The 23697-nt window shown below is 72.8% G+C and carries 9 protein-coding genes; 3 read left to right on the top strand and 6 right to left on the bottom strand.

Going from position 1 to position 23697, the window contains the following annotated elements; translation table 11 throughout:
- Window positions 1-642: condensation domain-containing protein (locus tag AB0M52_RS01395; protein WP_363947276.1), on the bottom strand; the 642-nt coding region annotated here is incomplete at its 3' end.
- Window positions 642-3950 (bottom strand): amino acid adenylation domain-containing protein, encoded by a 3309-nt coding sequence (locus AB0M52_RS01390; protein WP_363947273.1) that lies wholly within the window; start codon window positions 3948-3950, stop codon window positions 642-644. The genes AB0M52_RS01395 and AB0M52_RS01390, both read right to left, overlap by 1 nt.
- A gap of 265 nt (window positions 3951-4215) precedes the next feature.
- On the opposite strand from AB0M52_RS01390, the gene AB0M52_RS01385 reads away from it, so the two are divergent.
- From AB0M52_RS01385 to AB0M52_RS01375, 3 genes are read left to right on the top strand one after another with little or no spacing between them, the layout of a single operon-like run.
- A complete protein-coding gene (locus tag AB0M52_RS01385; protein ID WP_363947270.1) occupies window positions 4216-5469 on the top strand; it encodes a radical SAM protein in 1254 nt (417 codons plus the stop codon).
- Window positions 5470-5497: 28 nt separating this feature from the next.
- Complete coding sequence (locus AB0M52_RS01380; protein WP_363947268.1) at window positions 5498-7135, top strand: carbamoyltransferase C-terminal domain-containing protein; 1638 nt, start codon at window positions 5498-5500, stop codon at window positions 7133-7135.
- Window positions 7132-8883, top strand: a complete 1752-nt coding sequence (locus tag AB0M52_RS01375) for a condensation domain-containing protein (RefSeq protein WP_363947266.1) — start codon at window positions 7132-7134, stop codon at window positions 8881-8883. Before AB0M52_RS01380 ends, AB0M52_RS01375 begins: the two co-directional genes overlap by 4 nt.
- Here the strand turns inward: AB0M52_RS01375 and asnB are convergent.
- The 4 genes from asnB to AB0M52_RS01355 are packed head-to-tail and all read right to left on the bottom strand — an operon-like array spanning window position 8852 to window position 23697.
- A complete protein-coding gene (gene asnB / locus AB0M52_RS01370; protein ID WP_363947264.1) occupies window positions 8852-10714 on the bottom strand; it encodes an asparagine synthase (glutamine-hydrolyzing) in 1863 nt (620 codons plus the stop codon). The two genes, AB0M52_RS01375 and asnB, sit on opposite strands and share 32 nt — an antisense overlap.
- A gap of 6 nt (window positions 10715-10720) precedes the next feature.
- Window positions 10721-11671, bottom strand: a complete 951-nt coding sequence (locus AB0M52_RS01365) for an aspartyl/asparaginyl beta-hydroxylase domain-containing protein (RefSeq protein ID WP_363947262.1) — start codon at window positions 11669-11671, stop codon at window positions 10721-10723.
- Between the two features lie 3 nt (window positions 11672-11674).
- Entirely contained in the window at window positions 11675-13720 is a 2046-nt protein-coding gene (locus AB0M52_RS01360; protein ID WP_363947260.1) for an aspartyl/asparaginyl beta-hydroxylase domain-containing protein, read from the bottom strand.
- Window positions 13717-23697, bottom strand: a complete 9981-nt coding sequence (locus tag AB0M52_RS01355) for an amino acid adenylation domain-containing protein (RefSeq protein ID WP_363947257.1) — start codon at window positions 23695-23697, stop codon at window positions 13717-13719. Before AB0M52_RS01355 ends, AB0M52_RS01360 begins: the two co-directional genes overlap by 4 nt.

The raw sequence follows: 23697 nt of genomic DNA, 5'->3' as shown, positions 1-23697 counted from the left end.
GTCCGGCACTTCGTCGGCGGCGGTCTGGCCGGACGGCGTCCGGTGGCGGTGCCGCTGGTCGATCGCGTAGTCGCGGTACTGGGTCGCGGGCACGCCCCGCAGCGGGGCCGGTTCACCGCGGCCGAATGCCGCATAGAGCTGGGAGATCTCTCTCGCCAGCACGTTGAGGGACCAGCCGTCGCTGGCCGCGTGGTGCAGCGCGATGACCACCACGTGCTCCCGGGCGGCGGTGGCGATCGCCGTGGCCCGCAGCATCGGTGGCCGGGCGGCGTCGATCGGTCTGGCGACCTCCTGGGCCAACAGCGCGGTGGTGGCACCCGCACGATCCGCTGCCGGCAGGGCGGTGAGATCGACGGTCCGCACGACGAGCCGCTGGGCCGGGCGGACGAGCTGGACCGGTTCGTCGTGCCCGGACAGCGTGATCGCGGTGCGGAGCACATGGTGGCGGGCGACGACGTCGGTGAGCGTCTGCCGCAGCGCCGGGAGGTTGAGCGGTCCGCGCAGCCGCACCGCCATGACCAGGTTGGTCGCGGCGGCGTTGGTCTGCGACAGCAGCCACATCCGGTGCTGGCCGAAGGAGAGCGGCGCCGGCCCGGTCTGGTCGGGGACCGGTGGCGCTTCGCTGGTCGCGCTGGCCGTCATCAGATGGTCCCGCTGTCCGGCAGGTCCGGCGGCGTCGGCATCCGGTCGAGTAGCTCGGCCAGGGACGCGACGTCGAACGCCTCGTAGACGCGGCGCAGTGACACCTCGACCCCGAAGACGGCCGGGATACGCGCGTGCAGCCGCGCCACGAGCAGGGAATCCCCGCCGAGGGCGAAGAAGTCGTCGTGGCGGCCGACCCGGGGCACGCCCAACAGTTCCGACCACAGGGCCGCCACCGTGCGCTCGGTGTCCGTACGGGGCTCGTCGTCGCCTCGGAGCGGGGGCGCGACGTGCAGCGCGGCCCGGTCGAGCTTGCCGTTGCGGGTCATCGGCAGGCTGTGCGCCGGCAGGTAGCGGGCCGGCACCAGGTACGGCGGAAGCCTCGCCCGCAGATAGCGACGCAGCTCGCTCGGGGTGGGCGCCGCGATGGCCTCCGCCGGCACGACGTGCGCGACCAGGAAGGTACGCCCGTCCGCCTGCTCGGGCACGACCGCAGCCGACGCCACGGCGGGATGGGTGAGCAGCACCGCCGCGACCTCGTCCGGCTCGACCCGATACCCCCTGATCTTGACCTGCCGGTCCAGCCGCCCGAGGAAGTGCAGGTCGCCGGTGTCCGTCCGGGCGACGTGGTCACCGGATCGGTACAGCCGGGCATCGGGCGGGCCGGCGTGATGGGGACGGAATCGGTCGGCGGTCAGGGCGGGGCGGTTCAGGTAGCCGCGGGCCAGGCCCGCCCCGCCGACCAGCAGTTCCCCGTCTCCCCCGGCCGGCAGCGGCTCGCCGTCCGGGCCGAGGACATGCACCTCGGCTCCGGGCAGGGGGCGACCTATCGGGCTGCCCGACGCACCGGCGTCGGCCCGGGTCAGCTGCCGGAGGGTCACGTGCACGGTGGTCTCGGTGATGCCGTACATGTTGACCAGACCGGGGGCGGTGCCGTGCAGCGCGGTGAGCCAGCGGGTCAGGCGTGCGGGTTCGCAGCGCTCGCCGCCGAGCACGACCGTACGCAGTGCGGTCGTGGGCGCCCGGTCGGCGGCCGGCACCACGTCGAGCGCGTGCAATGCGGTCGGGGTGGCGCTGTACACCGTGACCTGGTCGCGTTCGATGCTCTGCCACAGGCGGACGGGATCTCGGGCCACCTCACGCGGTACCACGACCAGCCGTGCGCCGTGCAACAGCGGGCCCCAGAGCTCCCAGGCAGAGAAGTCGAAGGCCGCAGAGTGGGTCATGGTCCAGGTGTCACCGTGGTGGAAGCCGAAGTCGGGCAGCGCGGCGTCGAAGAGCGCCAGCAGGCTGCGCTGGCTGACCATCACCCCCTTGGGCGAACCGGTCGACCCGGAGGTGTACACGACGTACGCGAGGTGGTCGGGGTGTCGGGCCAGGGCGGGGAGGGCGCCCGGCGGTGCCGCCGGCAGGTCGTCCACGACCAGTACCGGGCCTGGGTACCAGGCGAGTTCGTCGCGCCCGGCCCGTCCGGTCAGCACCGCCTGCACCTCGGCGTCGTCCAGGATCGACTCGTGCCGGGCCGGCGGGTCGTCCGGATCGAGCGGGACGTAGGCGGCGCCGGCCAGCACGACGCCGACGAGCGCGGCGACCAGCGGCGACCCATGTGGCAGGAGGACGGCCACCCGGTCGTCCGGCCCGACGTCGACCGCCTCTAGCGCCGCGGCGACGCGTCGGGCCCACGCGGCGAGGGCCCGGTAGCTGACGTGTCCGTCGGGGTCGGTGACGGCGACCGCGTCGGGGCGCCGGGCGACCATAGCGGTGAAGCGGCCGGCGAGCGTGGCGCCGGTCGGGCCGTCGGCGGTAGCCGGACCGTCCCGGTCGAGGTCGGCGGCGCCGGCCAGCACTGTGATCATCCGGTCGAGCAACTGCCGGACGGTGGCGTCCGGCACGGCGTTCGGGTCGTACTCGGCGAGCAGGGTCAGCCCCGCCGCGTCGGGCGTCGCGGTGACGGCGAGCGGGTACTTCGGCGCCAGTGGCGCCGACGGGTTGACCGAGACCTGCAGGTCGGCCAGGTCCAGCCGCGCCGGTGGGGTGTTCTGGAAGGTAAAGACCAGGTCGTACCCGCCGTTGCGGCGGCGTCCCAGCGCTGCGGCGAGCGTCTCGGCGGGCACGTGCTGGTCGTCGAGCGCCTGCGCGACGACGTCGTGGACGTGCCGCAGCGTGGTACGCAGGCTGTGCCGCAGGTCGAGTTTCAGTCGCAGCGGCAGGACGGTCGCGAACGTTCCGATGATGGGTTCGGTCTCTGGCTGGACCCGGCCGGAGACCGGGGTGCCGATCACCAGGTCGCGGTCGCCGGTCAGGGACGAGACCGCCAGACCCAGTACCGCCGCCAGGAGTGTGAAGGTGGTGGTGCCGGCGGCGCGGGCGCTCCTGCCGACGCTGCTGATCAGATCCGGCTCGACCCGTCGGGTCAGCGCACGGGCCGCCGATGCGCCGGGTGGCCCGCCGGCGGGGCGGTGGTCGACGATGCCGACCGTGGTGCGGGCGCCGCGGAGCCGCTCGCGCCAGCGCAGTACGGCCGGGTCGTTCCCGGCGGTGCTCGCGCGGTGTTGCCATCGGGCGAAGTCGCTGTATCGCCAGGGCAGCGCCGGAAGCTGCGGCGGTACGCCGGCGGCGGCCGCCCGGTAGGTGTGCGCGAACTCGGCGGCGAGGATGCGCAGCGACCAACCGTCGCTGGCGATGTGGTGACGGGTTATCAGGAGCCGGTGCTGCCGGGGACCGGTCCGCAGCAGCGCGGCTCGCATGGGTGGCTGTGTCGCCAGGTCGAAAGTGCGCCGCGATTCGGCGTCGGCGAGCGCCTGGGCGACACGGTCACGCTGGTCGGCGGGAAGGCCGGTGAGGTCGACCAGCCGCAGTGGTACCGCCCGGGTGGCCAGCACGTGTGCGGCCGGCCGGCCCTGCTCGGCCGGATAGACCGTGCGCAGCGGTTCGTGGCGACCCACCAGGTTGGACAGTGCCTGCCGCAACGCCAGCGGTCGGGCGGCACCGTGCAGTGTCACGTCGAGGGGGATGTGGTAGGCGCTGTGCCTCGGTGCCAGCCGCTGGTACAGCCAGAGCCCGCGTTGGGCGGCCGACAGCGGGACGGCGGCCTCGATTCCTGCCGTGGCCAGGTGGTGCAGCAGCTCGTCGCGCTTGTCGCGGATCCGCGCGAGCAGGTCCGGCCCGAGCACCCCGGACGGTGCCCTACACCGAAGTCCGTCTGGGGCGACTCGTAACTCGACCGCGGATTGCCGGAGTTCGGCGAGGAGCGCGTCGAGCGCATTCCTGCCGCGTGCGGCGAGCGTCGAGGAGGCCCCGACGCTCATCTCTGCCTCGGGACAGGTGCGAGGGTCGCCGGCGCCGGCGGCGCTACCCGGTGGCGAGGCATAGCGGAACGATACGACAGGCAAACCTGTTTTGATAGAGCCATCGGGATCGATCCGGACCAGCTCGACGTCGCCGGAACGGGGCCGAACGAGGGTCCCCTCCGGAAGCTCTCGACGGGACACCCGCGATGGCCTTACATTCGGATCACCGGATATGTGTTCCGCCGGCCCAGCCGTCCGTCCAGACCCGCCGGCGGGAGGTGACGTGACACCGTTCGAGCTGCTCAGCGCCATCGAGTCGACCGGGGAGGACGGCGAGCGACCGCTCGCGATCTACGTACACATCCCCTTCTGCGCCTCGAAGTGTCACTTCTGCGACTGGGTCACCGACGTGCCCGTCGCGCGTCTTCGGTCCGGCGCCGCGACCCGGTCGGCCTACGTGGATGCGCTGTGCCGCCAGATCCGCGGCTACGGTCCACTGTTGACCGATGCCGGCTATCGACCGGCTGTCATGTACTGGGGTGGTGGCACACCCACCCGCCTCGATCCGGACGAGATGCGCGCGATCGCCGATGCGCTGTACGAGTCGTTCGACCTGACCACACTGCGCCAGTGGTCGGTGGAGACCACGCCCAACGATCTCACCGCGACGAAGGTCGCCGCGATGCGCGATCTCGGGGTCACCCGGGTCAGCGTCGGAGTGCAGTCGTTCAGCCCCGCACAGTTGCGCCGATCCGGGCGCGCACACACCGGCGCGGACAGCGTGCGGGCCGTCGGGTTGCTGCGCGAGCACGGCATCGACAACTTCAACCTCGACCTGATCTGTGGGTTTCCCGGCGAACCCGCGCCCGCCTTCGAGGCGAGCCTCGACGAGGCACTCGACCTCGACCCGCCCCACATCTCGGTGTACCCGTACCGGCCCACGCCGGGGACGATCATGGCAATGCAGATCGACCGGGCGACGGTGGGCGCGCACACCGCCGGGCCGATGATCCGGATCTACGAGCGAGCCATGTCGATGCTGCGGACGCACGGATATGGCGAGTACTGCCACGGCTACTGGGTACGTCGGCCCGAGGACGAGGATCTGGACGGCAACTTCAAGTACGACCTGACCGGCGACAAGATCGGTTTCGGCAGCGGCGCCGAGTCGATCATCGCGCATCACCTGCTCTGGAACGAGAACAGCGAGTATCCGCGCTATCTCGCCGACCCGCTCGGCTTCAGCGTCTCCCACCGGTTCGACACAGCACATCCGGAGCACCTCACCGCCCCGATCGGCGGCGCGCTGATGACCCGCGAGGGCGTGGTCCGGCAGAGATTCCACCAGCTGACCGGGCTCGACCTCGACGACGTCCGCGCCACCGGGTACGTCCAGCGGTGGTTGGCACTGCTGCACGACTTCGGCGGCCGGTTCGTCGACGACGGCCACAGTCTGCGGCTCGACCCGGCGACCATCCACACCGCCTACATCGGTCACCTGGCCGCCACGGCCGGCCTGCACATCGGCCGCGCATGACGCCACCTGCCGCAGCGAGGGGACGCCCGTGAGCACAGCCGAGGACAACGCCGCCGCCCGGGTCGTCCTCGCCGTCAACTTCAACCACGACGGTGCCGGGGTCCTGCTGGTCGACGGACGGATCGGCGGCTTCGTCTGCACCGAGCGCCGGTCACGGCTGAAGAAGCACCCCGGCCTGCGCGCCGAGGACCTCGACGAACTGCTGGACCAGGCGGGCGTGTCGCTGGCCGACGTCGACCACGTCCTGCTCTGCAACCTGCACAACATGGACTCCCCCGATGTACCCCACCTGCACGGATCAGACCTCAAGGACACCTGGTTCGAGTTCTGGTTGAACCAGCGCAACGACCGGGTCCGCATCCGCGACCGGACGATCCCCTGCACCGTCAACCCGGACCACCACCTGATCCACGCGGCTGCGGCCTACTACACGTCCCCCTTCGACGCCGGGGTGAGCCTGGCCATCGACCCCCTCGGTTGCCGGGCGTTCGCCGGCCGGGGCAACCGGCTGTACCCGCTGCGGCGCGGCTACGACGACTGGTTCACCGCCAACATCGGCTACACCTCGGTCGCCGAGATGCTCTTCGGCACCGGCATCGTCGGTGCCGGCAAGGTCATGGGCCTGGCACCGTACGGGCGCACATCCGCCATCGACGACGCCGACTGGAAGGCGGTCTCCACGTTCGCCGAACTCCTCGCCCTCGCCGCGACCGACCCGGTCACCGTTCGAGTGGCCGAGCGGGAGGTCAACGCGAGCCTCGCCTACGCCATCCAACTCGGCCTCGAACGGCAACTGTCACTGGTCCTCGACGACCTGGGCGACGTCTGCCGACGCAACAACCTGCCGGCCCACCTCTGCCTCTCCGGCGGTACCGCACTGAACGCGATCGCCAACCAGACCTGCTTCACGGCGTCCACCTTCGACCGGCTCCACCTGCATCCGGCCTGTGGCGACGACGGGACGGCCCTGGGCGCCGCGCTCTGGTACTGGCATCACGTGCTCGGCCGGCCACGGCAGCCGTTCGACAACGCAGAACTCATGTACGGTCGCCGCGAGTATCCGCCCGCGCGGACGGCCGCGGCCGTCGACGCCGCCGTCGCCGCGCATCCGGGCCTGCTCACCGTCGATCGACCGGCGGACCACGTGCACGCGGCGGCCGACCTGATCTCGGCAAGCGCCGTGGTCGGCTGGTACGACGGGGCCAGCGAGGTCGGCCCACGCGCGCTCGGGCATCGCAGCATGCTCGCCGACCCTCGCAGCCCCACCGTCCGGGACCGGCTGAACTCCGAGGTCAAGTACCGGGAGTCGTTCCGGCCGTTCGCCCCGTCGGTGCTCAACGAACACGCCGGCGCCTGGTTCGGCCTCACCGACAGTCCCTTCATGCTGCGGGCCTGCCCGGTGCTGCGCGACGGCGTCCCGGCGATCACCCACGTCGACGGGACGAGCCGGATCCAGACCGTCACCCGCCGGGACAATCCGCCGTACCACGCGCTGCTCCGGCGTTTCCACGAGCTGACCGGCGTCCCGATGGTGCTGAACACGAGCCTGAACACGCGCGGACGGCCGATAGACGAGACGCCGGAGGATGCCCTCGACACGCTGGTCAACACGAACCTGGACTATCTCGTGTTCCCCGGCGTAATCGTCGGCAAGCGGTCGCGGTGACGCCCGCGGACCCGCCCGCCCGGCCCGAGGCGGACCCGGCGCACGCGGAGCACGAGGGGTCTGCCCAGCCGCTCTCCCCCGACCAGGAACGCATGTGGCTGTTCGACCAGATGCTGCCGGCTTCGCCGGGGTACGACGCGCCGACCGTGGTGCGGGTCCTCGGTCCCCTGTCGATCGCCGCCATGAACGTCGCCCTAGACCGGCTGGTTACCCGCCACGACAGCTTCCGGACCCGTTTCCCGCGTACCGGTGACGGCGTACCGGTGCAGGTCGTCGACCCCGCCCGGGCGGCCCGCCCGCGCTGGCGGTACCTCGACCTGGCCGGCCTGCCCGACCGGCGTCGGCTCACCGCCGCCGCCGACGTGGTGCGGCAGGCCGCCGCCCGACCGTTCGACCTCGACCGCGGTCCGCTCTGGTACGCGGCAGTGATCCGCCTCGGCGTCGACGACCACGTGCTGCTGCTCGGCATGCACCATCTGGTGGCCGACCTGTGGTCGCTCAACATCGTGATCGACGAACTCTCCGCGGCCTACCGCGCCGCGTCAACCGGCGATGCGCTGCCGGCACCCGTACCACCCGCCCAGCCCGCCGGCCTGACGGTACGGCAGCGGGACCGCCTCACCCCCGCTCGACTCGACCGGCTGCGCCGGTGGTGGGCGGACCACCTGACCGGAGTGCGCCCCGTCGCACTGCCCACCGACCGGCCCCGGCCACCGCTGCCGAACCTCACCACGTACTGCCACGAGGGTCAGCTGCCGCCGGACCTGGCCGACGCCCTACGCCGGATCGGCCACCAGCACCGGGTGACGTTGTACGCCACGCTGCTTGCCGCGTTCAACACGCTGGTGGCCGGGTGGAGCGGGCAGGGCGACCTGCTCACCGTGTCGGTGACCGCAGGCCGGCACGGCCGGGCCGCGGAGCGCACCGTCGGGCTGCTCACCGGCTGTCTCGTGGTCCGCGTCGACACCACGAAGGCCGCGACGTTCGCCGCGCTGCTGCCCGTGGTCCAGGAGGCGGTGGTCGACGCGCTGGACCATGCGGCGCTGCCCTTCGCGGACCTCGTCGCGCACGTCGACCCCGGCCGTGACCTGGAGCCCAGCCCGCTGAGGCAGCTCGGCTTCTCGCTGCACAACACGCCGTCGGCCAGCGCTGAGTTCCCCGGCGCGACCATCGGGGCGCTGCCACCCCGGCAGGACGCGTGGCCCCGGGGGGTCTCCGAGGCCGACCTGTGGTGGGAGGTGTTCGACCACGGCGCCGGCCCGCTGGCCTACCGACTGCAGGCCGACGACCGTCTCTTCCGGCCGGACGGCCCGCGGCGGGTCATGTCCGCGCTCCGCCAGCTGCTGCACACCGTCGGCCGTCACCCGGAGACGCCGCTGTCCCGGCTGGCGCCGGTGGCGCTGCCCCGCCCGGCCCCGGCCGGCTCAGGTCAGGTGCCGCCGATGCCGCCGGCCGCCACGAACCACCCGCTGGTCGAACCGGCGCCGGCACACCTGCGCCACGCCGTGGCGCTGCTGGTCACCGAGGTGCTGGGGATCGCACCGACCTCCGACGAGGACAACTTCTTCCGGCTCGGCGGCACCTCGATGGACGCCGTGCGGCTGGCCGCCCGGCTGGCCGCGGACCTAGGTGCCGAGGTCTCGCTCTACGATCTGATGACCACCCGGACCGTGGCCGGGATGGCTGCGGCGGTGCACCGGGCGCAGCGCGATTCCGTCACGAACGCATCCCGAACGTCGTGGTCATGAGCAGCACACCGGTGACGAGCTGCACCACCCGTTCGTAGCCGACCCGGCGGGCCGGGGGTAGGTCGGCGAGTCGCGCGACCAGTGCCCGCACCCGCTCCGGCGCGAAGAACGGGAGCGTCTCGACGGTGTCCTCGGCCACGATCTGTCGCAGTCGGCGCAGCGTCGCGTCGTCGGTGACCGCGGGCGGCGCCTGGAAGCCGCGTTTGGTGCCGGCGGCCAACTCCGGGGCGAGCAGGTCACCCATCGCGTCCCGCAGCAGCGGCTTGCTGCCACCGCCCTCGGCATACCAGGGCAGCGGAGTCCATTTGACGACGGCGAGCAGCTGGTGGTCGAGGAACGGCAGCCGCACCTCGAGCGCGTGCGCCATGTCCAGGCGTTCCGCCGCGAGGAGGTAGTTGCACAGCCAGGTCTTGGCGAACAGGTAGCTGGACTGGTGGAACGCGGATCGGCCGCGCAGCTGGTCGTGGGCCGCGTCGATCAGGTCACCGCAGGGTCGGGCCGTGGCGAACTGCGCGGCGAACGCGGGCCGCAGCAGGGGTCGGACCGCGGCGCCGACCGAGAGGTAGCGGTCGAGGATCCAGGCCGGCAGGAATCCCAACCGGTCGACGATGCCGGTCAGGTGTTCGGCGCCGGCGGCGGTAAGCCGGTCCCGGTCGGCGGCGAACCCGGCACCGCCGCCGCGGGTACGGGCCAGGTCGACGCGGGACTGCGGGTAGCCGGCGAACATCTCGTCGCCGCCCTCGCCGGCGAGGACCACCCGGTAGCCGTGCGCGCGGATCAGTTCTGCCTGGCGGAGCCGGGCGATGCCGTGGGAGTTCTCCTGGATCATCTCGCCGTGTGCCACCACGGCCTCGACGTGACCGGCGAACTCGCTGCCGCTGATCGGGATCTCGGTGTGCACGGCGCCGGCCCGAATGGCCGACCGTCGCGCCTGCTCACCCTCGTCGAACGCGTCGCCGTCGAAGCGGACGGTGAACGTCGCGGGTGGTCGACTGCGGGCAGCCACCGCGACGATGGTCCCGGAGTCCATCCCGCCGCTCAGGTGATATGCGACCGGCACGTCGGCACGCATCCGGACCTGCACCGCGTCCATCACCGCTTCCCGTAGCGCCGCCAGGTGCCGACCCCGGTCGCCGCCGGACGGAAGTTCCGCCACCGCGGGCAGGTCCAGGTCCCAGTAGCTGCCCAGCCGCACGTCGCGCCCGTCGGTGCGCAGCCAGCACCCGGGCGGCACCTGGCGGATGTCCGCGAACAGGGTACGGTCGGCCGGCTGGCAGACCACGAGGTGTTCGGCCAGCGCGGCCGAGTCCCAGCGGGCCGGTACGCCGAGCGCCAGCAGCGCCTTGATCTCGGAGGCGAGATAGATCCGGCCGGCGTGCCGGGTGTAGTAGAGCGGCTTGATGCCGAAGCGGTCACGGGCGGCGAACAGTTCCCCTCGTGGTTGGTCCCAGATGGCGAAGGCGAACTCGCCCCGCAGCAGCGGCAGGGCCGCGGCGCCGCGTTCGGCGTACAGGTGCAGGGCGATCTCGCTGTCGCTGCGGCTGGCCAGTAGGTGGCCGCGTCGGCGCAGGTCGCGGCGGATCGCCTGGTATCCGTAGAACTCGGCGTTGGCCACCAGGTGGTACGCGCCGTCGGTGGTGTGCATCGGCTGCCGGCCGCCGTCGAGGTCGATCACGGCCAGTCGGGTGTGACCGAGCAGGGCCCGGCCGTCCGGTGACCGCCAGGTTCCGCTGCCGTCCGGTCCGCGGTGGGTCAGCGTTCGGACGGCGGGGTCGATCCCGTCGGGCGGTAGGTGGCCAGTGGCCGCGACGGCCGCGACGATGCCGCACACGGCGGCTTATCCCGGTTCCGGGGCCGGCCGCCAGTGGACCTGGTCGCCGTCGAGTTCGGCGCCGGCGAGGCCAGCGGAGGTCAGGTACCGGTCGGCCAGGTCGGCCATCGCCGGCTCGGGGGTGAGCAGAACGTCGCCGTCGCAGAGGCTGACCTGGGCGATGCCCCGTTGGCGCAGGAACGCCAGGATGCGCTCCTCCGGGCTCGGCCGGTTGGCCAGGAGGCGCTCGCGGTGGCGCTGGTCGAGGTCGGGATGGGCAATGTCGAGGATGAGCACCACCCGGTCCTCGGTGCCCTCGTGACCGACCTCGTGCTCGAAGGAGTCGTCGAAGATCAGGCAGCGTCCCTCCTGCCAGGTGAGCGTCTGGTCGGCCACCCGGATCCAGGCGCCGGGCGGCACCGTGATGGGCAGGTGGATGCGCAGGACGGCATTGGTCGAGCCGCAGTGCGGCATGATGCGGGTTCCGGGGGTGAGCCGGGAGACCAGGATGACGCCGGGGCTGAACGTGGTGACCTCGGGGATCTCGGCCAGGATCGCCCGGGTGACGGGCAGGTGGCGGCACGTCTCCTCCTGCCAGCGGCCGTCCCGGAACAGGTACGCCTGCCGCCACGAGCCGGCCTGCAGCAACCAGTCGTCCTCAACGGTGGGCTGTACCGGGTTGCCGGGGGCGGCAAGGACGCCACGAATCTCGGCCTGGATCTCGGGGAAGCGTTGTTCGAGGTGGTCGACGAACCAGAAGCGGGACGGGTCGGGCAGCGGATCGGCGGTGAGATCCGCGAGATGGTCACGGTCGCGCTGCAGCGGGTGCGTCCACACGCCCTGGGCGACCGCGAGTTGGGCACACGCGCGGGCGTGTTCGGTGTGACCGGCGGCATGCCAGGTGTCGATCAGGCTGCTGTAGTTCGTGCGGGCGACCTGGGTGAGGTACCGCTCCGGGCCCGAGTCCCGACCGTTCATCCGTCACGCCTTGTCGTCGGCGCGGTGCCAGATCACGTCGTCGCCGCGCAGTTCGACGCCGTCGATCCCGGTGGCCCGCATGTACCGCTGGATCATGTCCTGCAGGCCCGGCTCCGGCTGCAGCACGATGTGATCGCCGTTCTTGGCCACGCCGGTGAATCCGCCGTCGCGCAGAAAGGCGATGATCTGCTCCTCGGTGGTGAGCCGACGCTGGAGCAGGCGGGCCCGATGGTCGCCGCCGAGGTCCGGGTGCAGCGTGTCCAGAATGAGCACGACCCGGTCCTGCGTGCCGTCGTGGCCGACCTCGTGTTCGAAGGAGTCGTCGAAGACGAGGCATCTGCCTTCCTGCCAGACGGTGGTGTGATCGGCCACCCGCAGCCACACCCCGGGCGGGATCCTGATCGGTAGGTGCACCCGCAGCAGGGCGTTGGTCGGACCGCAGTGCGGCATGATGTGGGTTCCCGGCTCGACCCGGGACACCGTGATGACGCCCGGGTTGAACGTGGTGACCTCGGGGATCTGCGCCAGGATCGCGCGGATGGCCGGGAAGTGCCGGCAGACGTCCTCCTGCCACTGGCCGTCGCGGAACAGATGCGCCTGTTTCCATTCGCCGCGTCGGATCAGCGCGTTGTCGTCGGTGGTCGGTCGAACCGGGTCGGCCGGTCGGTCGAGCACCTGTTCGATCTCCGCGCGGATCTGCGGGTAGTGCTCCTCGAGATACCCGACGAACCAGAAGTCGTCCGGATCGTGCAGCGGCGTGGCGCGCAGGCCGGGTACGTGCTCGCGGGCCCGCTGCAGCGGGTGCTCCCAGACTCCCTGCGCGACCGCGAGGTCGGCGCAGGCCCGCGCCTCCTCGGGCCGACCGCCGTAGTGCCAGGCGTCGATGAGGTTGCCGTAGTAGCGGCGCGCGGTCTGGAGAATGTACTGCCGGGTGCCGGTGTCGTCGGTACGCGCCGGGGCCGGGCGGGGCGCTGGCGGGGGTTCGACGGGTGGGATCGTTTCGGCCATCGGTGGCCCTTCGGACGGCTGGCCACCCGGTACCCGGGCGGGATCGGCGGTCATGGCTCGACGGAGCAGCTCGGCGGCGCGAGCCCGCTCGGGGGCGGTGCGGATGAACAGCGCCTGATCCGCCAGGGACTTCTCCCGGGTCATCCGGTGACGCTGGTAGGTGGCGTCGAACGGCGCCTTGTAGTCCTGATAGTGCAGGTGGTCGACGAAGATCCCGGGTATCGGGTACAGCCGGTCGATCCGGCGGGCGAGATCGAAGATCCACCGTTCGGCCTGCCACTGCTGGAACAGTTCGGGTGCGTAGTAGCCGAGCGTCTCGTACCAGTCGCGGCTGACGATCGGGAAGTCGCAGCCGCCGTCCGGGTACTGTCCGGCGTCGAAGTAGAGGCAGGCCACCCGGTCCGGGTGATCCTGGGCAACCTGCGCCACGCGCCGGTCCAGGGCCACGTCCCAGCCGTGGTCGACGTAGAGCTGGTCGTCGTTGGCCATCGCGAGATAGCCGCCGGTGGCCAGTTCGGCGAGCGTGTTCCACGCCGGTGGTACGCCGACCGGCGGACCGACGTGCAGCACGACCCGGGCGAACCGTCGAAGCCGGGGGCTCGTCGCCAGTCGGCGGTAGGCGGCAAGCTGCGGGTCGTCGGAGTCGACGTAACAGAGGATCTCGATCCGGCTCGGGTCGACGGCGGTGCGGGCCATGCTGGTCAGCAGGCGGTACAGGCCGGTCGGGCGATCGCGGGTCGGGCAGAGCACCGAGATCTGTTGCGCCGGCACGGCGGGACCGGTGCGGGCGCTGGCGGCGATCCGGGAGATCATCTGCCGTGGTCGCAGGTGGAGCGCCTGGCGGCCGGCGTGGCGGATCCGGATGGTGGCGTTGAGGGTCGGCACCACCCAGGCGCCGCGTCCACCCGCGTCGCGGAGCGTCGCCGTGGCGAGGTCCTGCAGTTTCGCGGTGCGGTAGCGGGCCAGGTGGCCGAGCAGGAGCCAACCCAACGCCCGCAACGGGCTCGGACCGCCGTTGGCCGGCATGGGTGTGCCGTTCATTGCGTCGATCCGGTGATCTGCTGCCGGCGGGCGGTCGCGGGCCCGGATGGTCGTAGCGCCCTTGCCACGGACTCGGCGAGGTCGGCCACCGTCAGTTCGTTCGGGGCGGTCGCCGCGGCGATGCGCCGCAGCACGGCGGCGAGGCCGTCACCCGTCGCCCGGCCGAGCGGCGCGGCGGCCCGGGTGCAGCGGATCCGGATCCGGAGCCGCTCACCGGGTTGGGCTTCGCAGACCAACGGATACCCCTCCCGCACCTCGTTGGTCAGGTCGGTGACGAGCAGCCGGCGGCTGGCCGTGCCGTCGGTCACCGAGGTCGGGAAGTTCTCGACGACGACCAGGGTGTCGAAGGACGGCCCGGTGCCGGGAAGGCAGCGGTCGACCTCGGTCAGCGGCGTGCGCTCCCAGTGGGTGAGTTCGTTCTGGTGCCGGTGCACCCGCCGCAGCCAGTCGGGCAGGGCCGCCCTCGGATCCAGGCGTACCCGCAACGGCAGCGTGTTGATGAACATACCGACGGCCAGGACGGGATCGGGTCGGATCGCGGTACGCCCGGACACGGTCACACCGAAGGCCACGTCGCGGGTTCCGGTGAGCCCGGACAACGCGACGGCCCAGCCGGCGTAGAGGATCGTCGGGACGGTGACGCCGGCCTGGCGGGCCACGACGGCGAGCCCTCGCTCCTCGGCGGAGGTCAGGGCCAGTTCGCTGGTGTCGTGGCCGTCGCCCGGCGCTCCGCTCTCGGACGGGTCGCCGACCTCGCCGATGGCAGGAACCCGGGTCGGCACGAACCCGGCGAGCCGCTCCCGCCAGTAGGTGGCAGACTCCGGGTTGTCCTCGTCCGCCGGCGGCAGCCGCGTCTGCGGCGTCGCGGGGATCGCCCGCCCCGGCTCGTCGTAGGTGTCCAGGAACTCGCGGAGCACCACCTGCTGGGACCACCCGTCGAGGAGCAGATGGTGGTGGGTGAAGACGAAGCGGGCTGTGGTGTCGGTGAGCCACAGCAGGGCGAGCCGCAGCAGCGGCGGACGGGCGAGGTCGAACGGGCGGGCGCGGTCCTCGGTCAGGTACCGACGCACGGTGCGATCCCGCTCGTCGGACGTGAGCCGTCGCAGGTCGTGTACCTCGAACGGCACCGGCACCCGGTCCGCCTGGGTCTGGTACGCGAGGCCGTCGGACACCTGCGGGTATCGGCGTAACGCGGGGTGGCGGTCGACGATCGACTGCCACGCGGCCTCGACCGCCGGCGGGTCGATCTGGCCCGCCAGGTGGGCCGTCGCCTGTACCAGGTACGCGGTCCCGGTGGGATCGGCCAGGCTGTGGTACAGCATGCCCAACTGCATGGCGGTGAGCGGGAGCGGGGCCGGCATCGCGCCGGTGCGGGACGCCGACGGCGGCGAGTCGGTTACCGGTTCGTGGTGCGTCTGGATCGGGTCGTCGGCCAACGCCCCGGCGATCGCGTCGACCGTGCGGAGGGTCAGCAGGTCGTGTGTGGTGAGCTCGAGCCCAGCGGCGCCGGCCTTCGCGACCAGCACGATCGCCGTGATCGAGTCGCCGCCCAACGCGAAGTAGTCGTCCCGGGTCCCGACGCCCGGCCGTCCCAGTACCTCGGCGAAGATGCCGAGCAGGGTGCGCTCGGTGTCGGTGCGAGGCCGGCCGTGACCGTCGGCGGTCTTCTCCCCCGCCAACAGCTCGCTTCGTGCCGTGCCGGGGGGTGGCAGCGCCGCATGGTCGATCTTCCCGCGCACGGTCAGGGGAAGCAGGGGCAACTGGATCAGGTGGTCGGGGACCGCGTATCCGGGCAGCCGCTCGGCGAGCCATGGCCGCAGGTGCGCCTCGGCGGGCGCCGCGCCCTCGGCGGCGGGCTCGGCCACCCAGTAGGCGACGAGCTGCCCGCCGTCGTTCTCCCGGTGCAGGATCACCGCCGCCTGATGCACGCCCGGTGCCGCCTCAAGGGTCGCCTCGACCTCGGCGGGTTCCAGCCGATGACCACGGATCTTCAGTTGCCGGTCGGACCGGCCGAGGTAGTGCAACAGCCCGTCACCGTCCCGCCAGGCGCGGTCGCCCGTTCGGTAGACCCGGTCGCCCGAGCCGAACGGGTCGGGTCGGAACCTGTCGGCCGTGCGGGCCGCGTTGTTGAGGTAGCCGCGGGCGACGCCGATGCCGGCCACGCCGATCTCCGCAGCCACCCCGTCTGGTACCGGCAGCCCGTCATCGAGGAGGTGAACCCGGGCACCGGCGACCGGTCCGCCGATCGGTAGCGGGTCCCGCTCGTCCCCGGCACCGGTGCGGTAGACGCAGCAGCCCACGGTCGTCTCGGTCGGCCCGTACTCGTTGATCACATCGCCGGGGCCGAGCAGCGTCCGCCACGATCGCAGGTGGTGCCGCCGCAGCGCCTCGCCTCCGACGACGGCGAGTTGGGTGGCCGGCGTCTGGCCGGTCAGCCGTATGTGCTCGCCGACCGCGGCGAAATGGGCGGGCGTGATCTTCAGTGGACCGTCGGCCTCCCCGACGATCGTCGTGGCGACCACGGCGGGGTCGGCGTCGTCGGGCAGGAGCACCACCGTTCCCCCGGCGGCCAACGGCGCGAGCAGGCTGGTGACGCCGAGGTCGAACTCGACCGGTGAGTGCGCCACAGTACGGCTTCCGATACCGGTGCCGTACTCGTGGGCACACCAGCTCAGGTAGTTGGCGAGGGCGCGGTGCGGCACGGCGACCAGGTTCGGCCGGCCGGTGGACCCTGAGGTGGGCAGGACGTACGCCAGGGACTCGGCGTGGATCGGCACCGCGCCCGAGTTCGACGCCGGCTCCCCCGGCGGCCCTGTCGGGGACACGATCCGCATCCGCGGCCGTGTCCAGGCGGGTTCGTCCCCGCGTGTGACGTATGCCGTCGCCCCGGTGGCGTCGACCAGATCGCGGCACCGTTGCCCGGTCGTGGCCGGCGGAACGGGCAGGTACGCGGCGCCCGCGAACCAGACCCCCAGAATGCTGATCAAAAGCTCAGGGTCGCGCCGCCCGTCGACGGCGACGACGGTGTCGGGTCGGACTCCAGCGGCCAGCAGGCGTGCGGCCAGCGCCTCGGCGGCACCGACCAGCGTCCGGTAGGTCAGGTGCCGGTCGCCGGAACTGACCGCGACCGCGTGCGGGGTCCGGGCGGCCTGGGCGCGGATCATCGCGGGCGCCGGGACCGGCACGTCGACCGCCGGTCCGGTCGCGGCGGTCAGCTGCCGGTGGAGCGCCTCAGGCGGTAGCAGCGGGTCGGCGAGGCTCGACCGGTCCGGGTCGGTGGCGATGGCGCGGACCGCCGCCGCGCTGTACGTCGCGATCTCCTCGGCCAACCGCGACCCGACCCTGGTCGGGTCGTAGTCCAGCAGCAGCCGAAGCGTGCGGCCGGCGGGATCGAGGTGGTAGTGGGCGGTCACCGGGACGTAGGTGCGGTCGGGTGCGTCTCCACCCGCCAGCGTCACCCCGTCCAACGCCGTGACGTCCTGGTACAGGTGAAAGTGGGTGTAGACGAACAACATGTCGACCAGGCCGGCGGCACCGTGGTCGCGGTCGAGGCGGGCGAACGGATAGCGCCGGTGTGGCTGGATCCGGGCCTCCGCCGCGGCGGCGGCCCGGGCCAGCGCGCGCCAGGTCCCGGTGACCGGGACCCGCAGCGGGACGATGTTGTTGAACACGCCGACCACGCGGTCCCCGTCCGGTGTCTCCGGCCGCCCATTGACCTCCAGGCCCGTCAGCACGGTCGGTTCCGCGGTGAGCAGCCGGACCATCCGCAGGTGAGCGGCGAGCAGCACGCTCTTGAGGGACACGCCCAGCTCCCGGGCGAGCCGCCGCAGGCGCTGGGTGATCTCCGGGTCGACCGGCACGACGATCCGCCGGGTGAGTCCGTCGGCCGGGCGGTCGGTGGGCGGCTCACGGTGCGGAAGCCGTCCGGGTCGCACCCCGTCGAGTTCCGCGGCCCAGAACGCGCGCTGCTCCGGTGCCGTCAGGGCCGCCTGTTCCTCGTGGACGAACCGGCGGTAGCTGACGACCGGATCGCTCAGGCGCGAGGGGCGGCCAGCCCGGACGCCGGCGTAGTCGGTGAGGATCTCGGTGAGGACCGTCGCGGTGCACCAGCCGTCCAGGGCGAAGCTGCTCAGGGACAGCTGGAACAGCTGGTCGTCGAGGCGGTGCACGGTGACCCGGCATAGTGGCCCGGTCCGCACGTCGATCGGGTCGCGGCGTTCGGCGCGCAGCCAGTGCGCCAGTCGCCGGTTCTGTTCCGCGCCGGTCTCGGCCCGCCAGTCGACGACCCGAAGCGGCGGGTCCATCCGGGCATGCACCACCTGCATCGGCTCGGGGCCGCTGGTCAGGTCGATCGTCGAGCGCAGGTAGGGGTGTCGGTCGAGGCACGCGGTGACGGCGGCGTGCAGCGCCGACCGGTCGAACGGGGCCCGGATCGACAGGCAGGTGACGTACACCTCGTGCCCGCCCCCGCCCATCTGGTGGAACAGCACGGCACGCTGGGCGTACGACAGCGGGTAGGCGTCGACGGTCCCGTCGGGCAGCACCGCGCGAAGCGTGGCAGGACAGTGCGCGAACGGCAGATCAGCGCCGCCCGGGTCCGGCTCCCGGAGGCCGGTCCGCTCGGCGGACGCCGCGAGTTCGCGTACGGTCGTGCCGGCGACCAGATCCGCCACCGAGGTGGCGATACCCGCCCGGTCGAGGGCGGCGACCAGGCGGACCGCGGTGAGCGAGTCGCCGCCGAGGGAATAGAAGCCGTCGTCAATTCCGACGTGCGGACGCTCTGCACCAGTCTCGGGACCGTGGCCCGCCAGCACGCGCGCCCAGATGCCGGCGATCCGCCGTTCGAGCGGACCGGACCCCTCGGCGGGCAGCGGCGGCACCATCGCGGGTGCCGGGGCTGGTCTCGACAGCTGTCCGCGGTTCAGTTTGCCGCTGCTGGTCAGCGGCAACGCGGGCAGGGCCACAAGCCGGGTGGGCAGCCAACCAGGGGGAAGTCGCCGGCGTAGTTCTTCCCGGACCCGGGCCAGTTGAGCCGGCGTCAACTCCTGGTCGGGCGGCGAATCGGCGAGCACGACGTAGCCGTACAGGAGCGGGCCGCCGCCGTCGTCGTGGACGCGGCTGGCCGCGTCGCGGACTCCGGTGACGGCGCGCAGGGCGGCGTCGATCTCGGCCAGCTCGATCCGGATACCACCGATCTTCACCTGGTCGTCGTCGCGTCCCAGATAGTCCAGCGCGCCGTCGGCCCGGCGGCGGGCGCGGTCCCCGGTGCGATACCAGCGACCGCCGGGCTCCGGCGCGAACGGGTCCGGGCGGAAGGCGTCGGCGGTGCGCCCGGGCTGGCCCAGGTAGCCGCGGGCCACGCCGGTGCCGGCGAGGGCGAGTTCGCCGGCAACTCCCCGCGCCGCCGGCCGGAGGGCGCGGTCGACGACCAGCGCACGGGTGTTCGCGATCGGCCTGCCGATCGGAACCGGTCCCGGCTCGCCGGGACGGCAGGCCCACCAGGTGGCGTCGATCGACACCTCGGTCGGTCCGTAGAGATTGCTGATCTGGGCGGTCAACCGCCGCTGGGCGCGGTCGCGTAGCTCGGCGGGCAGGACCTCGCCGCTGCACACGAGGTGACGCAGCGCCGGCAACGGGCTGTCCAATGCCGTCAGCACCGGGTTGAGCAGGGAGGGCACGAAGTGCGCGATGGTGATCTCCTCGCGCCGGAGCAGCCGCGCGAGCCGGCCCGGTTCCCGGTGGGCGCCGGGTGGGGCGAGGACCAGGGTGGCTCCGGTGAGCAGCGGCCACCACAGCTCCCAGAGGGAGACGTCGAAGCTGGTGGGGGTCTTGTGCACGACCCGGTCCGCGGGCCCGAGCGGGAAGGTGTCCTGCATCCACAACAGCCGGTTGACCAGGCCGTGGTGGGGCACGACCACGCCTTTCGGTCGGCCGGTGGAGCCGGAGGTGTAGATGACGTAGGCGGCCTGTCGGGGGTGTGCGGCGGCCGGCGGCCGGCGCGTCCCGGCGCTCGGGCTGCCCTGCTGCGTTCGGCCGCCGGGTGGCCGCAGGGCCGGCCGGGTGGTGTCGGCGTCGATGACGGTGGCCACGGTGTCGGGTGTCGCGGCACGTGCCCGCCGATCGGTGATGACGACCCTGATGCCGGCGTCGGCGACGAGCCAGCCGAGTCGGTCTGGCGGGTCCCGCGGGTCGAGCGGGACGTAGGCGGCGCCGGCCCGCAGCACTGCGAGTAGGGCGGCCGGTAGTGCGGGCGACCGGTCCAGCAGCACGCCCACCGGCTCCTCAGGCCGGGTTCCGGCCGCGCGCAGGTGTCCCGCCAGCCGCTGCGCCCACCGGCGCAGGTATCCGACGCTGAGGTGGGTGGTGGTGTCGGCGGACCTGGCCTCGGTGGGCAGGGCGACGGCGACCGCGTCCGGCCGGTTGCGCATCGCCCGCTCGACCAGTTCGGGCAGCCCGGCGTCGGCCGGTAGACGGCGCCCGGGACCGGTACCGGCAGCCAGCTCGGCGGACTCGTCGGCCGGCGTCGGGTACGGGATCTGGCCCAGTGGCACGTGCGCGGCGGTGGTGAGGTGCCGCAGCAGGAAGATCAGCCGGTCGCCGACGCCAGCGATGGTGTCGGGCGTGAACAGCGTGTCGTCGTACTCGATGGTGCCGGCCAGGCCGCCCGCCAGCTCGGCGATGTTGAGCGTCAGGTCGACATGGGTCCACGGCTGCGGCACCGGTTCGACGATGAACCGCAGTGCCCCGCCGGTTCCGTCGTTCAGCGTCGTGAGCTCTCCGTCGACGTTGAGCGCCAGGGCGCGCAGCCCGTCGTCGCGGTCGCCGTGCTCCTGCTGGTAGACGATCATGGCCTGGACGAGGGGCGCCCTGCTGGTATCGCGGGGCGGGTCTAGCCGGCGGACGATCTCCGCGAACGGGTAGGCAGCGTGGTTGAGGTCGGCCCGCAGGTTGCGGCCGAGGGTGTCGAGCAGGTCCGTGAACGGCAGCCGGTCGTCGATCACGGCCCGTACCGGGACCAGGTTGACCAGGCAGCCGACGGTCTGCGCGGTGCTCGGGTCGCCGCGACCGGCGGCGAGCGTGCCGACCACAACGTCGCGCTGCCCCGCCTGCCGGGCCAGGGCCACCTGGTACGCCGCAAGCAGCACGGTGAACAGCGTGCAGTGCTGGTGCGCGGCGAGTGCCCGCAGTTGCCCGGTGAGCGTCGGGTCGACGTGCAACCGGTGGATCGCGCCGCGGAAGGCGCGTCGGGCCGGGCGCGCCCGATCGGTGGGCAGGGCGAGCGTGGTCGGTGCTCCCGCGAGCCGGTCCGACCAGTACGCCCACAGTTGCTGCGACCGTTCCGAGGCCAGCAGCGCCGCTTCCCGGCGGGCCAGGTCGGCGGGGGTGACTGCCCCGCCTGGCGGCGCTGCCCGTCCGCCTCCGGCTTCGGCCCGGTAGCGTGCCGCCAGGTCCCGGACGATCACGATCAGGGACCAGAAGTCGACGGCGACGTGGTGGGCCGCGAGCAGCAGCACGTGGTCGTCCGCGCCGCACACCAGGAGCGTCAGCCGGATCGGTGGACCGGCGCCGGGAGGCAGTGGACGGTTCGCCTCGCTGGTCAGGATGGTTCGCAGGTCCCGGCCGGCGAGGTCGAGGACGGTGAGGTCCGCGCTCGTGCCGGGGTGCGGCTGCAGCGTGCCGCCCGCCGGGCCGTACCGGGTGTGCAGTGCCGGGTGCTGGGCGATGACCGCAGCGGCGGCGCGGCGCAGCGCGGCGGTGTCGAGCGGTCCGCGGATCCGCAGCGCCCGGGTGAGCACGTACGCCGGTCCTGGGGGTGCGAGTTCCTGCTCGAAGAGGATGGCTTGTTGCATGGCGGACAGGGGCGTCGGGGTCGTGCCATCGGCGACCGCTGCGAGGTCCGGGGTGGCTCGCGGGGCGGTGCCCGCCATCGGGCCGTCGAGCAGTCGGGCCGCCAGCTGGCGGGGGGTGGTGCCGGTGAGCAGATCCCAGGGGGAAAGCTCCACCTGGTAGCGGACGTTCAGCTGATGCTGCAGCTCGATGGCGGCGACCGAGTCGAGGCCGGCGGCGGCCAGTGGGGTGTCCACCGGGATGGGATCGGCGCCGGCAGCCGCGCCGATCCGGGCCGCCAGTGCCGCCGCCAGGGTCGGCTGGCGGCGGGCCGGGGGTAGGGCGGCCAGGGTGGCCGGTGACGGCAGCTCGGATGTCGGGGCGGCGGGCCGGGGCGGGGCTTCGAGGCTGTGCCCGAGCAGCGGGAGCCGGCCCGCGCGGTAGGCGTCCCGGCATGCTTGGCGGCGTACCTTGCCGCTGGTGGTCTTGGGGACGGCACCGCGGCGAGCCAGCGCGACGGCGTGTACGTGCAGGCCGTGGCGTGCGGCGACGGCCTGTCTGATGGCGGCCGCGACCGCGGTGGTCTCCTCCTGGCTGAGGTGCTCCGCGTTGACCTCGTGCACGATCACCAGATGTTCGTCGGTGTCGTCGGACGGCTCGTCGGAGAAGGCGGCGCCGCAGGACGGGCGCAGGGCCGGGTGGCTCGACTGGACGGTCCATTCCAGATCGGTGGGGTGATGGTTCTGGCCCCGGACGATGATCAGGTCCTTGCGTCGGCCGACGACGTAGAGCTCGCCGTCGACCAGCGCGCCAAGGTCGCCGGTGCGCAGGTGGGTTCCGGGCGGTCCGTCGGCGCGGGTCGCACCGAAGGTGGCGGTGGTGGCCGCCGGGTCCTGCCAGTAGCCGGCGGCGACACCGGGACCGCGAATCCAGATCTCCCCCACGGTGCCGTCGGCGACTGCCCGGCGATCCTCGGGGTCGACCACCGTGACGGTGGTGTCGGCCACCGGACGGCCACTGCTGGCGACCCGGCGACTGCCGGCGGCGCCGGTGGCCGGGATCAGCCGGCCGGCACGTAGCTGAGCCGCGTCGACGTCGAGGATGCGCGGAGGTGCGCTGCGGGGCGCTCCGGCGACGATCAGCGTGGCCTCGGCAAGCCCATAGCAGGCGAAGAACGCCTCGGCGGAGAAGCCGGAGACGGCGAAGGCTGCGGTGAAACGGCGCAGGGTCGTTTCCCGGACTACTTCGGCTCCGTTGTAGGCGCCCCGCCAGCAGGACAGGTCGAGCCGCCGCCGCGACGCGTCGTCGGTCCGGCTGACGCACAACTCGTAGGCGAAGTTGGGGCCGCCGGCGACGGCCGCGCGGTACCGGTCGATCGCTCTCAGCCACCGGATCGGGCGGGCCAGGAAGGCCGCCGGGGGCATCAGGACCGACAGGGCCCCGAGGTAGAGCGGCTGCAGGGCGTTGGCGACCATCCCCATGTCGTGGAACAGCGGCAGCCAGCCCACGAAGGTGGAGTCCTCGTCGTTGATCAGCGATGACGCGATCGCCCGCTCGTTGGCCATGATGTTGCCGTGCGTGACCATGACGCCCTGCGGTTGCCGGGTCGAGCCGGAGGTGTACTGCAGGAACGCGAGTCCCTCCGAGTTCAGTTCAGGCCGGCGCCAGCCGTCGGCGGCGGAAACCGGTACCTCGGTCACATCGAGGTGGATGCCGGGCTGCCCGGTGCCGTCGTCGACTGGGTGCGGCCGGGGGGCGAGGAGGAACCGGGGTCGGGCGTCGCGGGCGATCCAGCCGAGCCGGTCCGCGCCCGGCCGGGTGGTCGGTGCGTCGCAGGGTACGGCGATGACGCCGGCGTAGAGACAGCCGAGGAAGGCGGCCATGTAGTCGAGGCCCGCCTCGGCCGGGTAGGCGACCAGTGCCCGTGGCGGCGTGCCCGCCGCGTCCGGGCCCGCAGCCAGGTGCTGCAGCGTGGCTGCGACGGCGCGGGCCCGCGCGTCGATGTCGGCGAAGGTGAGGCGTTCCGCCTCCTCCTCGCCGTCGGCCAGCAGGCAGTAGGCCGGCCGGTGGGGCTGCGCGGTGGCGCGGTGGCGCAGGACGTCCACGAGGGTCGGCAGGCCGTACGGCGGGGCCGGTGGTTGGAGACTCAC

This window comes from Micromonospora sp. NPDC051296, from assembly GCF_040682255.1.
Classification (GTDB): Bacteria; Actinomycetota; Actinomycetes; order Mycobacteriales; family Micromonosporaceae; genus Micromonospora; species Micromonospora craterilacus.
The sequence above is the reverse complement of the archived record's forward strand: the minus strand, read 5'-3'. Positions and strand labels throughout refer to the sequence as shown.